Source organism: Streptomyces sp. NPDC101151 (assembly GCF_044768335.1).
Classification (GTDB): Bacteria; Actinomycetota; Actinomycetes; order Streptomycetales; family Streptomycetaceae; genus Streptomyces.
The window spans coordinates 194,990-208,317 of the sequence record NZ_JBIWPP010000002.1 but is presented as its reverse complement, the minus strand read 5'-3'; the positions used below and the strand labels follow the sequence as shown (position 1 = coordinate 208,317).

Below are 13,328 nucleotides of genomic sequence, written 5' to 3'. Positions count from 1 at the left end.
CCCCTTGATGAAAGAACCCGACGCGAGTGCCGGCCCGGACGCGGGCGGCGGTGAGCTGATCCGTCTGGCGGGCGTCACCAAGCGCTTCGGGACGAACACCGTCCTCGACCAGCTGAGCTTCTCCGTCGAGCCCGGCAGGCACGTGACCCTGATCGGGCCGTCCGGGTCCGGCAAGACCACGATCCTGCGGCTGCTGATGACCCTCACCAAGCCGGACGAGGGCACGATCACCGTCGACGGGGAGCACCTCTTCCCGGCGCCCGAGAAGCAGGTCCGGGAGGTCCGCAAGAAGATCGGGATGGTGTTCCAGCAGTTCAACCTGTTCCCGAACATGTCCGTGCTGCGGAACATCACCGAGGCGCCGGTGCAGGTGCTCGGCATGTCCCGGGACGAGGCGGAGGAGCGGGCGCGCGGGCTGCTGGACCTGGTGGGGCTGGCCGACAAGTGCGACGCACGGCCCACCCGGCTCTCCGGCGGCCAGCAGCAGCGGGTGGCGATCGCCCGGGCGCTCGCGATGCGGCCGCGGGTGCTGCTGCTGGACGAGGTGACGTCTGCGCTCGACCCCGAGCTGGTCGCGGGCGTGCTCGATCTGCTCAGGGACATCGCCCGCAGCACCGACATCACGATGCTCTGCGTGACCCACGAGATGGGTTTCGCCCGGGACATCTCCGATCAGGTACTGATGTTCGACTCGGGGCGGGTGATCGAGTCCGGTTCACCGGAGAAGATCTTCGGCGACCCGGAGCGGGACCGCACCCGGGAATTCCTCAGCGCGGTGCTGTGACTACGAGGCGTGAGGGCGGGAAGTGTCGAGGTCCGGGCGTTGGGTGATGACCCTGGCATATGCCAGTGGATCTGCATCGCAGTTGGGAGGGGCACGGCGAGCACCACAATCTCGCCAACACCCTCTCCCCAACAGCCCTTTGCCCGTTATCGTGGTAGCGATCCGCCGACCGGATTTCGCGGCCACAGACAGGCGAGCGCAGGGGGAAACCGTGGCGCTGATGCACGAGCCGACCGCCCCGTATCACTCCGCCCAGGACGCGCTGCGCGTGCTGGAGACCGTGGCCCGTCATCCCGCCGGCGTCACCGACACGGAGCTGGCCCGCCGTACGAGGCTGCTTCCCGAGCGGCTGACCGCGCTGCTGCGCATGCTGCGCCGCGAGGGCTATGTCGAGCAGATCGCCGACGGGGCGTACGTCACCGGCGAGACCCTGCGCCGCCTCACCTCGGCACACGACCGCGAGCGGGCCCTGCGCGACAAGCTCCAGCACACCCTGGACCGGCTGCGGGACTCCGTCGGCGCGGCCGTGTACATGAGCCGGTACGTGGACGGCGAGGTCAAGGTCACCCAGTACGCCGCCGGGCCGACGACCCCGGCGGTCAACGAGTGGGTCGACTTCCGCTACTCCGCGCACGCCACCGCGGTCGGCAAGAGCCTGCTGACCCAGCTGGACCACAACGCCCGCCGCGATCACCTCTCCCGGCACAAGATGGCCCGCCTCACCTCGCGCACCATCACCAGCGACAAGCTGCTGCTCTCCCGCCTGGAGTCCCAGCCGCCGACGGTTCCGGTCCTGGATCTCCAGGAGTACGCGATCGGCACGGTCTGCGCGGCCGTCCCGATCACCGCGGGCTCGTCGGTCGGCTGCCTGGCACTGTCCCTCCCGGTGGAGCACGCCCACCGCCTCCGCCAGGCCGCGGACGCCCTCAACCGGAGCGCGGCACCGCTGCTGCTGTCCCTGACGCTCTAGGACCTTTCCGGTCGTCCCTCTGGCTGGTCATGAGCACCCCGGCGGACCAGGTAGTATTTTCTTCGTCGCCGGCCGCGAGAAGCGGAAGGCGAGAGTCATGCGCCGCTAGCTCAGTTGGTTAGAGCAGCTGACTCTTAATCAGCGGGTCCGGGGTTCGAGTCCCTGGCGGCGCACAACGACGACGGCGAGCCACGTCCGCACACCACGCGGATCCGGCTCGCCGTCTCTGTTATTGCGCGGCTGCGCCGCGCGGGGTGGGGGCTCCGCCACCCACACCCCCCACCGAGGGGCCCTTCGCGCGGGCGAGGGGCCCTTCGACGTCCTGCACGGTCAGCCGCCGGTAGGTGTCCTCCCCGGGGGGCCGCCACCACACCGGATCGGCGCACCGGAACCCCTCGCGCCGCAGCCGTGCCCTCTCGATCTTGTTGGTGGCCGTCACGGGCAGCCGCTCCACCACCCGCACGAACCGGGGCGCCATCTTGGTCCCGAGGTCGGCCTGCACCCGCAGGAAGTCCTCGAAGGACCGCGGATCGAACCGCCCGGCGACGGTGGCCATCACCTGATCCCCGGTCACCGGATCCGGCACCCCGTACACGGCGACGGCCACCGCGCCCTCGTACCGGGCGACGATGTTCTCGATCGTCGCGGCGGCCAGATTCTCCCCGTCGACCCGGATGCGGTCGTCGGTGCGCCCGGCGAAGTACAGGTATCCCTCGGCATCCCGGTAGAAGAGATCCCCGGTCCAGTACGCCCCTCCCCCGCGCCGCCGCTCGGCCTCGGCGGCCGGATTCCGCCAATACCCCTCGAAGGGATGAGGCCCCCGGTTCACCAGCTCCCCGATGGCCCGGTCGCCGTTGAGCAGCCGCCCCGCGGCGTCGAAGTCGGCCACCGGGCACTCCCGCCCCGTGGCCGGATCGAGCACCACCAGACCGGCACCCGCCGGCCCCACCGCCCCGGCCGGGGTCCCCGGGGCCCACTGGATCGCCGCCCCGCCCTCCGACGACCCGTATCCCTCCACCAGCCGTACCCCGAACCGCCGCTCGAAGGCGGCCGCGTCCACCGCGCCGGCCTCCGTCCCGAAGCCCGTCCGCAGCGGATTGTCACGGTCGTCGGGCCGCGGCTCGGTGGCAAGGATGTACTGGACGGCCCGCCCGACATAGGTGAAGTACGTCGCCCGGTAGCGGCGCACGTCCGTGAGGAACCCGGAAGCCGAGAACCGCCGCCGCAGCGCCACCCCCGCCCCGGCCGCCAGCGCGGGAGCCCAGTCCGCGATCACCGCGTTGCCGTGGAACATCGGCATGCAGACGTAGTGCACGTCGTCCGCCCGCACCCCGAACTGCCCGACCAGCGCATACCCCGCGGCGGCCAGCCGGCCCTGGGAACAGATGGCGGCCTTGGGCGCGCCGGTCGAGCCGGAGGTGAAGTAGAGCAGCAGCCGGTCGGCCGGGCCGGCCCGGGACGGATCGGGCACGGCGCCGGCATAGGGCGCGAGCAGGTCGCCGTACTCCGGGGTGTCGGTCACGAGGATCCGCAGACCCGGCAGCTCAAGCCCGGCCAGCAACGGCAGATGCGCCCGCTCGGTGACGAGCACCGGGCACTCGGTGTGCAGGATGTCCCGGGCCAGCTCGGCACCCCGCCGGGTGGGGTTGATCCCGGCGACGGCCGCTCGGGCGAGGGCGGCGGCACCGAGCCACAGCGGGAACTCCTCGGTGTTGTCGAGCAGTACGCCGACATGCGGTACGGCACCCGGGGACAGCAGGTCGGCGAGGAGCGCCGCCCGGGCCGCGGCGCCGGCGGCCGCCTGGTGGTGGCTCAGCACCCGCTCCTCGCACCACAGCCCGGGCCGGTGGTCCCCCCACCGCGCCGCGACCAGTTCGGCGACCGTGCTCGTCCTGGGTTCCATGGCGGGCACGGTAATTGACTGTCCGTCAGTTGTGGAGGGCTACGGCATCAGCCCCTCCGACTCGGAGAAAATCATGTGCGCGACGGCGATGAACACCACGCAGAAGGTGATGGCCATGCCGATGAAGACCACTCCGCAGCCCGTGCCGAAGGCGAGCTTGCCACGGGACGGCGGGAGCGCGGTGGCCCGTTCGGGGAACTCCGGGAGGTAGCGCACCGTGACGAAGTCGCCCTCCACGATCGTCGAGGGGCCGTTCCCCTCGTCGAAACGGACCGTGCGGCCGTCGCGCGTGGTGAACTCGTAGACATGGTGGAGGGTGGTGTGCACGGAGGTGTCCCCGCCGCCGCCACTGGTCGTCGTGTACGACCGCAGGCAGCGGGCCTCGGCCGTCAGGCCGTGCTGCCAGATCCTGCTGATCCGCCGGGCGCGCCGGATCAGCAGGTACGCGGCGTACACCAGGAAGGCGATCATGATGCCGGGTACGGCGTAGAAGAGCAGTTCCATGAGGTCCCCCGTGGTCAGGACACCGTTCGAACGATCGGCGTGGCGGGAACCTACCCCCGCCGCACGGCGGTTGGCCTCAAGCGAAGCTCAGAATCCGGGCAGCGTCGCCCACTCGTAGATCAGGAAGAAGGCGCCCGCCGCGAGGATGGTCAGCCAGACGGCCGTGCCGGCCGCGTCCTTCCCGGGCTGCGGCTCGGAGGCGGTGGCCTTGTCCGGTTCGTGCGGGGCGTAGTAGACGAGGGTCAGCTCGCCCTCGGCGCGGTCGCGCGGGCCGCCGCTCTCCCGGAAGCGGACGAGCCGGCCGTCCTGGGTGTAGTAGTCGTACTCGTGCCACTGCACCCGCCGGGCCACGTTGTTGACCATCTGGGTGGTGGCCCAGGCCCGCACCACCCGGGCCTGCGCGGTCAGCCCGCTCTCCCAGGCCGAGCGCCGCTGCCGCGTCCGGCGGACCAGCGCCACGGCGGCCCAGCCGAAGATGCCGAGCATCACGAGCATGCATATGTCGAAGAAGGCGCCCATGGCGCGCGTACCCCCGTACGTCGGTTGTCAGGTCCAGCGTGCGCCGGCGGCTGATCCGGAACCAGTCGTACCGGCGCACGCGGACCCTACCCGAGGGGGGATCAGAAGGTGACGTCCGAGCAGGCGTAGAACGCGTTGCCCGTGTCGGCGATCGTCCATACCGCGAGGATGACGTGGTGTCCGCTCAGCCCGCCCGGCAGTGTGCCGCTGTGGCTGAGGGTGGCCGGCGGGCGCTGGCCGTTGTACGGCACCGTCAGGAACGGGGTGAGGTTGAGGTCGGAGCGGGAGAGACCGTGGTTCTGGTTCCAGCCCGCCTTGGTGACGTAGTACTTGAAGTCCGTCGTGGCGTGCATGGCGGTGAACTGCCAGCGGAAGGTGTACGACTGACCACCGGTCACCCTCGTGGTGGGCCAGGCCGCGCCGGACGGCGTGGTGGGCGAGCTGAGCTGGGCGAACTGGCTCAGGCCGCCGTTGCAGATCTGGCCGTCGGCGGGACCGGCGGCCGGGAAGCCCTTGGGGCCCTCGACGCTCTGCGGCTCCCACTGGATCGGGCCGCAGTTCGTCACGGTGCCGTTCTGGCAGAGCTTCTGCCTGCTGATGGGGAGGTCGGTGTAGCCGTGCCCGCTGGCGCCGCCGGTGGAGAGCGCGAAGGCTCCGGCGGTCACCACACCCAGCACGACTGCGGACAACGCGGAGAATCTGGTCTTCGTGCGCATGCTGCCGCTCCTGGAGAACGTGGGGGAGGTTCACTGAGCCGAGCTGTGCGGTAGGTCTAGACCAAGTCTCAGATTATTGCCGTTAGTTGAACATGTCCATACCAATCGCGAGTTGCCGTCGTACGCCCCCGAGGCCCCTCACGTCAGCTCCGCGCGGCCCGAGCAGAACGCCACCGTCAGGTCCCGCACCAGCACCTTGCGCTCGTAGTCGTCCAGTTCGACCAGTCCGCGCACGGTCAGCCGGGTCACCGTGTCCTCGACCGAGTCCACGACCGAGTTGAGCATGCTGGACCGCTGCCGGGCCTCCAGCGCGGCGATCTGGCGCCGGTGCATCGCGGCGGCCACCTCGGGGGCGTACTCCACCCGGACCGGCTGCACCGAGAACACCTCCAGACCGACCGGCCCCGCGTCCGCCGCCACCAGCCGGGTCAGCGCCTCCCCCGCCGCGGCCGGCCCGCCCCGCGCGCCGCCCGGCAGGTCCACCGGAACCCGGGCCAGCGCAGCCTCCACGCACTCGCGCAGATAGGTCTCGTGGTCGTCGATGCCGAGCACCGCCCGCGCGGTGTCCCGCACCCGCCACACCACCAGCATCACCACCCGCAGCGGCACCCCGCTCGCGTCCGCCGCCGGCATCGCCTCGCTGCGCCAGTGCCGCAGCCGCACATTCACCCGGCGGTGCACCAGCAACGGGTTCACCCACAGCAGACCGGTGCGCCGGACCGTCCCCCGGTAGCGGCCGAACAGCCCGAGCAGCCGCGCCTGTCCGGTCCGGCCCCGGGCGAGCCCGCCGAAGCCGAGCGCACCGAGCGCACCGGCCCCGGCGTACGCCGCCCACTGCGCAGGCCCGAGACCCGAGCCCGTGCACGACGGCAGGCGCAGCGCCTCCATCGCGAGCGGCGGCAGCACGCCGGCCCACCAGGAGGTGGCCAGGCACCCCACGATGCCGCCCGCCCCGGCCAGCAACCCGGCCAGGCCGGGCAGTGCCCGCGCCGGACGCTCCACAAGCTCCGGGTCGACCTGCGGCACCGTCCGGCTGCGCGCCGGGGCCGGGCGCCCGAGGCGCGGCTGTTCGCCGGTGCCCTGCCGGCGGCCCACCACCGCGGGCTTCAGGGGCACCGACACCGGATCGGGGTCGTCACGGAAGAGCAGGTGGACGGGGATCTCGGTGGTCACCTCGTTCTGGATCAGCCGGGCCGGACGGGTGGCCGTCCCCCCGGCGCCCCCCGCGCCGAAGTCGAGACCCCCCGTGGCCGCCGCGCCCTCCGGATGCTCCTCGGACTCGGACGTGTGTGACGTGGTCGTACTCATGCGTGCCTCCAGCCTCCGCGCCAGATGCGTCATGACAGTGGGAGTGGGATCAGGGGGCGCCTAGGCGAACAGCCGGCGCCAGGTCTCCGGGCCCGGGTAGCCGTCAGCCGCGCCGCCCCGCCAGCCCTGGCTGCGCTGGAACGCCGCCACGGCCCGCCGGTCCGCCTCGCCCCAGACCGGACCGGGCCCGGTGGCGTAGAAGCTGCCGAACCCTTTCTTCACCAGCTGCTTCCCCAGCTGGGTGACGTACTCGTTCTCCGCGCCCGGGCGGAAGAGGTTCCGGCCGGGATAGCCGGGAACGCCGTGCGAGGCGGGCCGCGTCGGCCCGGCCGCTCCGGACGTGTGGGCGGCCGGCGTCCCGCCGGGCCGGGTGACGTACGTGCCGTGCGCGCCGGTACCGAAGTATCCGGTGCCCGGCACGCGCCCCGGCGCCTTGCTGTCGGCCGCCCGCCGCGCGTCCGCGGTGGCGTCGGTCAGGCCCTTGTAGCGGTAGGGGACGTACTTGTCGGCATTGGTCCAGTAGGGGTACGGGGTGGGCTGGCTGCGGGCGTGCGGGGGTGTCTGCTCGTAGACCGTGTAGTAGGTGTGCGTGTAGTCCGTCCAGCCGCCGAAGATCACGACGTGGGAGCCCTTCTCGGGGTTGTCCGGGTTGTGGAAGAGGAGCATGTCGCCGGGCTGCAGCTCCTCCTTGGTGATCTTCACCCCGAACTGGTCGAGGCTGCCCGTCCACTCGTTGGAGGTCAGGCCCCAGGCCATGGAGACATAGCCCGAACAGTCCTGCCGGTAACCGTCGGTCCAGTAGGCGGTCATGCTGTACGGCACCTTCGCGGCGACCCACACCTTGGCCCGGTTGATGATCTGGGTCCGGGTGGTGGCGGGAACCCGGGTGGTGACGGGCTTGCCCGGCTGGCCGGCCGGGAGCCGCAGCGGGCCTCTGGCCCCCTGCGGGGTCTCGGGCACGCCGTCCGTCACGGGAGTGCCGGGACGGGGCGGGGCGTGGGGAGCCGTGACGGCGGCGGCCGGGGTGACGGCGCCGAGGGCGGCGGACGCGGCGGCGGCAGCCACGACCACCACCCCTCGGGCGGCCGGGTGGCCGCCGAAGCGGCCGGACAGGGGGCGAGGGCTCGTCCGCCCGTGAACGCAGCCGGGGCAGCCGCAGTCGCTCACGGGGTCGACGTCTTCGAACTCCGGAGCGGTCATGCGATCTGCCTCACATTCCGGGGTGATTTGTCCGCGAGTGTGCACGTTGATCAGTTTCACAACTGTCGCCGGGACGCGCATGTTGACGGTCCGAATGATGTACAGCCCCCACAGCGGCCCGGGGCCGCCACCCGGGGGGACACATGGAGGTGGTCCGGAGCACCCCTCCAGGTCAGGTAGAGTTCTCTCGTCAGTAGGCGCCGCTAGCTCAGTTGGTTAGAGCAGCTGACTCTTAATCAGCGGGTCCGGGGTTCGAGTCCCTGGCGGCGCACCGACCGAAAGGCCCCTCGCGAAAGCGAGGGGCCTTTCGCATGGCCGCACGCACCCCGAATGCACCCCGGGCATCCCCGGGGCCTGACCGGAACCGGGCCCTCCCCCCGAATGGCCGGATACCCTCTGGCCATGGCAGCCCGGGACCTTCAGGAGCGGATCAAGAAGCTCATCATCGACCGACGGCTGCCCTCGGGCGCCCCGCTGCCGACCGAGCCCGAGCTCATGGAGTACCTCGGGGCGAGCCGGAACTCGGTGCGGGAGGCACTGAAGGCGCTGCAGGCCATGGGGATCGTGGAGATCCGGCACGGGTTCGGGACCTATGTCGGCCCGATGTCGCTCGCCCCGATGATCGAGGGGCTCGCCTTCCGTACGGTCGCCGGGCACTACCGGGGCGAGGACTCCCTGCTCCAGCTGCTGGAGCTGCGCGAGGCCGTCGAGACGGGACTGGTCTCACGACTGGCCGGGCGGCTGCCGGAGGCCGACCTAGTTGAACTGGAGGGCCTCGCGAACCGTATGGAACGGGAGGCCGCCGAGGGCCGCGGCCTCGCCGAGACCGACCGTGCCTTTCACGCCACCCTCTACCGGGGGCTGGACAACGTGTTGCTGAGCGAGGTGCTGGAGGCGTTCTGGGATGCCTTCCACCGGGTACAGCGGGATCTGGTGGACGTACCGCAGGACCCTCGGGTCACCTGCCGTCAGCACCGCGAGATCCTGGACGCGGTCCGCTCCGGCGATTCCATACGGGCGGAGGAGGCCATAAGAGACCACTTCGGCAACATCCGTGCCCGCCTCTCCCCCACCGGCGCACCCGAGCCTCCCGAGCCCCACCCGCGCCGCAATGAACGGGTTTGACCGGTAAACACCGCGTTTCACGTCTTGCGATCATGCTGGACGCCGTAGAACCCTGGTGGTTCATGATGCCGCGGAAACGCGGTAGTTGGGGGGAAGAAACCGGTTGCCGGCCGACGGGGAGGGGGCCCCGTTCATGAACCGGTGCCGAGGGGGGCATCATGCAACCGGAAGGTCGCGATCCCGTGTCTATAGGGTGTGAAAGACGTGGTGACCGCGACCCACCACTGACCTGCCCGGGACGGCCGAGGGGACCCCGACCGGGCGGAAGGACCGACGAACACGCAGTGACCTGCGTGTGGGGGGAATGACTCATGACGTCGACGCCGACGGGCGCCCGGCAGAGCCACGAACAGCACAACGACCCGTCCCAGACCACCCAACTCCGTGCGGTTTCGCACCGGACCGGCCAGTTCCGCCGGATCAGGAAGAGCCTGCCGAGATACGACTACGAGCACTACAGCCGCCTCGCGGGTCCCCTCACTCAGCCCGACCCCGGCAAGCCGTACAAGGTGCAGTACCGGTCCCTGCTCTCGCAGGAGCCGCACCGCATACGCGCGGCACTCATGCTGGGCGCGGCCCCGCTCCTCTCGCTGGTCCTGCTGGCCTGGCTGCTGCAGCCCGAGCACTGGACCGAGCGCGACTACCCGGCCTACGACTTCCTGCCGGCGCTGGACGTCGTCATGCTGGTCTCGATCGGCCTGATCGAGTTCTTCCGCTGCATGAACGTGCTGTCGAACGCGCACGCCACCCTGGTCGCCCGCGACCCGGTCCCGGTCGTGCCGGAGACCGGCACCCGCGTCGCCTTCCTCACCTCCTTCGTGCCCGGCAAGGAACCGCTGGAGATGGTGACCAAGACCCTGGAGGCGGCGGTCAAGCTGCGCCACCGGGGCCTGATGCACGTGTGGCTGCTGGACGAGGGCGACGACCCGGCCGTCAAGGAGGTCTGCGCCCGGCTCGGCGTCCACCACTTCTCCCGCAAGGGCGTCGCCAGGTGGAACCAGCCCAAGGGCCCGCACCGCGCCAAGACCAAGCACGGCAACTACAACGCCTGGATCGAGGCGCACGGCGACCAGTACGACTTCTTCGCCTCGGTGGACACCGACCATGTCCCGCTGCCCAACTACCTGGAGCGGATGCTCGGCTTCTTCCGTGACCCGGACGTCGGCTTCGTCATCGGCCCGCAGGTGTACGGCAATTACGACAACTTCGTCACCAAGGCCGCCGAGTCGCAGCAGTTCCTCTTCCACGCGCTGATCCAGCGCGCGGGCAACAAGTACGGCGCCCCCATGTTCGTGGGCACGTCGAACGCCGTACGCATCAAGGCGATCAAGCAGATCGGCGGCCTGTACGACTCGATCACCGAGGACATGGCCACCGGGTTCGAGATGCACCGGGCGAAGAACCCGGTCACCGGCCGCAAGTGGAAATCGGTGTACACGCCGGACGTGCTCGCGGTCGGCGAGGGCCCCGCCGCCTGGACGGACTTCTTCACCCAGCAGATGCGCTGGTCGCGGGGAACGTACGAGACGATCCTCAAGCAGTACTGGAAGGGCTGGTACTCGCTGCCGCCGGGCAAGCTCTTCAACTACACGATGATGATCATCTTCTATCCGATGTCCGCCCTCAACTGGATCCTCGCGGCGCTGAGTTGTGCGCTGTTCCTGGGCCTGGGCGCGTCGGGTGTGAACATCGACCCGACCGTGTGGCTGATGCTCTACGGCAACGCCTCCGCGCTGCAGATCGGCCTGTACATCTGGAACCGCCGCCACAACGTCTCCCCGCACGAGCCGGAGGGCTCCGGCGGTGTGGCCGGCATGGTGATGTCGGCCCTGTCCGCGCCGCTCTACGCGAAGGCGCTCATCGACTCCCTGCTGCGCCGCAAGAGCAAGTTCGTGGTCACCCCCAAGGGCGATTCGGCGAGCCCGGACACCTGGTTCGCCACCTTCCGGTACCACTGGTACTTCATCGTGATCTTCGGTGCGTCCGTCACCGCCGGGTTCGTGTTCGGGCACTCCCACCCGGCGATGGTGACCTGGGCGGCGTTCGCCATGCTCATCACCGCGTTCCCGATATTCGTCTGGCGCCACGAGATGCGGCAGTCGAAGAACAAGCCCCGGCACGCGGCGGGGACGGGGGCGCCTGCTCCGGCACCGGCACCGGCACCCGCGGCCGAACCGCAGGACGCCGTACCCGCGCAGTACGCGGCCCTTTCGCCGCACGCACCACAGCGGCGGCCCACCTGGGCCGCCACCCCCCAAGGACCGGGAAGTCCGGGGGACAACGACCAGACCATGCAGATCGCCCTTGGTGGACTTGGGGGACGTAAGGAATGAAGGACCAGGCCGGCCGCCGCCGCGCTCGTCGATTCGCGATAGGCACGGCGGTGGTACTCGCGCTGGCCGGGATGAACGGGCCGTGGCTTTACCGCTTCGGAACCGAGCAGTACCACCAGTACAAGATCAACAAGCCCGAGTACAAAGCCTCGAACGGGCACTGGGACATCGTCGACTTCCCCGAGGAGTACCGCCAGGACACCATCCACGCGGCGCTTCTGCACACCGGCAAGGTGCTGCTGGTCGCCGGCTCGGGCAACAACCAGGACAACTTCGACGCGAAGAAGTTCGACACCCGGATCTGGGACCCGGTCAAGGGCACGATCAAGAAGGTGCCGACGCCCGCCGACCTGTTCTGCACCGGCCACACCCAGCTGGCCAACGGCAACCTGCTGATCGCGGGCGGGACCAAGCGCTACGAGAAGCTCAAGGGCGACGTCACCAAGGCCGGCGGCCTGATGGTCGTGCACAACGAGAACCCGGACAAGCCGATAACGCTGCCCGCGGGGACCAAGTTCACCGGCAAGGAGAACGGCAAGACCTTCGTGTCGAAGGACCCGGTGCTCGTGCCGCGCGCGAAGAAGGTCTTCGACCCGAAGACCGGCGCGTTCGTGCGCAACGACCCGGGGCTCGGCCGGATCTACGTCGAGGCGAGGCAGAGCGGCTCCAAGTACGAGACCGGCACCCAGGACAACTACCGGGTGCAGGGCCTGACCGGCACCGACGCGCGCAACACGTACGGCATCGCGCAGAAGCTCGCCCTCGACAAGAAGGACTTCCAGGGCATCCGCGACGCCTACGAGTTCGATCCGGTCGCCGAGCGGTACATCAAGGTCGACCCGATGAACGAGGCCCGCTGGTACCCGACGCTCACGACCCTGTCGGACGGCAAGGTCCTCAGCGTCTCCGGTCTCGACGACATCGGTCAGCTGGTCCCGGGCAAGAACGAGGTCTTCGACCCCAAGACCAAGAAGTGGACGTACACGAAGAAGCTCCGGCAGTTCCCCACGTATCCGGCGCTGTTCCTGATGCAGAACGGGAAGATCTTCTACTCGGGTTCGAACGCGGGGTACGGCCCGGACAACGTGGGCCGTGTACCGGGCATCTGGGACGTCGACACCAACAAGTTCACCAAGCTGCCCGGGCTCGGCGACTCCAACAGGATGGAGACGTCCGGGACGGTGCTGCTGCCGCCGGCCCAGGACGAGAAGTTCATGGTGATCGGTGGCGGTGGAGTCGGTGAGTCGAAGCTGTCCAGCAAGAAGACGCGGCTGATCGATCTGAAGGCCCAGGATCCCAAGTTCGTGGACGGGCCCGAGCTGGAGAAGGGGACCCGGTATCCGCAGTCCTCGATCCTGCCCGACGACACCGTGCTGGTGTCGGGCGGCTCGGAGGACTACCGGGGGCGCGGCGACACCAACATCCTCCAGGCGCGGCTGTACCACCCGGACAGCAACAGCTTCACGCAGGTCGCCGATCCGCTGGTGGGACGGAACTACCACTCCGGGTCGCTCCTGCTGCCGGACGGGCGGGTGATGTTCTTCGGGTCCGACTCGCTGTACGCGGACAAGGCGAACACCAAGCCGGCCAAGTTCGAGCAGCGGATCGAGATCTACACCCCGCCCTATCTGTACCGGGACTCCCGGCCTTCGCTGAGCGGCGGGCCGCAGACCATCGCCCGGGGCGGGTCGGGGACGTTCACCTCCCGCCATGCCTCGAGCATCAAGAAGATGCGGCTGATCCGGCCCAGCGCCTCCACCCATGTGACGGACGTGGATCAGCGGTCGATCGCAGTGGACTTCAAGACGTCCGGTGACAAGATCACGGTGACGGTGCCGCAGGGCCGGAATCTGGTGCAGTCGGGGTGGTACATGCTGTTCGCGGATGACGACCAGGGGACACCGAGCAAGGCCCAGTGGGTCAAGATCCCGTAGGAGGGGTCAAGATCCCGTAGTGCGAAGGGGGC

Annotated in this window: 11 protein-coding genes and 2 tRNA genes; 7 read left to right on the top strand and 6 right to left on the bottom strand. The window is 69.9% G+C overall.

The genetic code is table 11. The features are described from left to right. The first annotated feature begins 7 nt into the window (after window positions 1-7). From ehuA to ACIRU3_RS04060, 3 genes are all read left to right on the top strand, one after another. Complete coding sequence (gene ehuA, locus ACIRU3_RS04070; protein WP_404050998.1) at window positions 8-784, top strand: ectoine/hydroxyectoine ABC transporter ATP-binding protein EhuA; 777 nt, start codon at window positions 8-10, stop codon at window positions 782-784. 211 nt (window positions 785-995) lie between these two features. Next, on the top strand, window positions 996-1,754 hold the full coding sequence (locus tag ACIRU3_RS04065) for an IclR family transcriptional regulator (protein ID WP_404050995.1): 759 nt from the start codon (window positions 996-998) through the stop codon (window positions 1,752-1,754). A 99-nt stretch (window positions 1,755-1,853) separates the two neighbouring features. Then, window positions 1,854-1,927 (top strand) — tRNA-Lys (locus ACIRU3_RS04060). Between the two features lie 56 nt (window positions 1,928-1,983). On the opposite strand, the gene ACIRU3_RS04055 is transcribed toward ACIRU3_RS04060, so the two are convergent. From ACIRU3_RS04055 to ACIRU3_RS04030, 6 genes are all read right to left on the bottom strand, one after another. After that, window positions 1,984-3,657, bottom strand: coding sequence for an AMP-binding protein (locus ACIRU3_RS04055; protein WP_404050992.1), 1,674 nt, complete (start codon window positions 3,655-3,657; stop codon window positions 1,984-1,986). 39 nt (window positions 3,658-3,696) lie between these two features. Then, the gene (locus tag ACIRU3_RS04050) at window positions 3,697-4,161 is read right to left on the bottom strand and encodes a DUF3592 domain-containing protein (RefSeq protein WP_404050990.1); all 465 of its coding nucleotides are present in this window, start codon (window positions 4,159-4,161) and stop codon (window positions 3,697-3,699) included. Window positions 4,162-4,248: 87 nt separating this feature from the next. Continuing rightward, on the bottom strand, window positions 4,249-4,680 hold the full coding sequence (locus ACIRU3_RS04045) for a DUF3592 domain-containing protein (protein ID WP_404050987.1): 432 nt from the start codon (window positions 4,678-4,680) through the stop codon (window positions 4,249-4,251). Window positions 4,681-4,781: 101 nt separating this feature from the next. Continuing rightward, entirely contained in the window at window positions 4,782-5,396 is a 615-nt protein-coding gene (locus tag ACIRU3_RS04040) for a lytic polysaccharide monooxygenase (protein ID WP_404050984.1), read from the bottom strand. Window positions 5,397-5,534: 138 nt separating this feature from the next. Beyond that, window positions 5,535-6,704: an SPFH domain-containing protein gene (locus ACIRU3_RS04035; protein ID WP_404050981.1), complete on the bottom strand. Its 1,170-nt coding sequence runs from the start codon at window positions 6,702-6,704 to the stop codon at window positions 5,535-5,537. Between the two features lie 60 nt (window positions 6,705-6,764). After that, window positions 6,765-7,904 carry a peptidoglycan-binding protein gene (locus tag ACIRU3_RS04030; RefSeq protein WP_404050979.1) on the bottom strand — a complete coding sequence of 380 codons (1,140 nt, stop codon included), beginning with the start codon at window positions 7,902-7,904 and terminating at the stop codon, window positions 6,765-6,767. Window positions 7,905-8,101: 197 nt separating this feature from the next. Here ACIRU3_RS04030 and ACIRU3_RS04025 point away from each other — a divergent pair. From ACIRU3_RS04025 to ACIRU3_RS04010, 4 genes are all read left to right on the top strand, one after another. Next, window positions 8,102-8,175: transfer RNA gene (locus ACIRU3_RS04025), tRNA-Lys, on the top strand. A 131-nt stretch (window positions 8,176-8,306) separates the two neighbouring features. After that, the gene (locus ACIRU3_RS04020) at window positions 8,307-9,029 is read left to right on the top strand and encodes a FadR/GntR family transcriptional regulator (protein ID WP_404050976.1); all 723 of its coding nucleotides are present in this window, start codon (window positions 8,307-8,309) and stop codon (window positions 9,027-9,029) included. A 311-nt stretch (window positions 9,030-9,340) separates the two neighbouring features. Beyond that, entirely contained in the window at window positions 9,341-11,362 is a 2,022-nt protein-coding gene (locus tag ACIRU3_RS04015; RefSeq protein WP_404050974.1) for a glycosyltransferase family 2 protein, read from the top strand. After that, window positions 11,359-13,296: a galactose oxidase-like domain-containing protein gene (locus ACIRU3_RS04010; protein WP_404050972.1), complete on the top strand. Its 1,938-nt coding sequence runs from the start codon at window positions 11,359-11,361 to the stop codon at window positions 13,294-13,296. Before ACIRU3_RS04015 ends, ACIRU3_RS04010 begins: the two co-directional genes overlap by 4 nt. The last annotated feature ends 32 nt before the right edge of the window (window positions 13,297-13,328 follow it).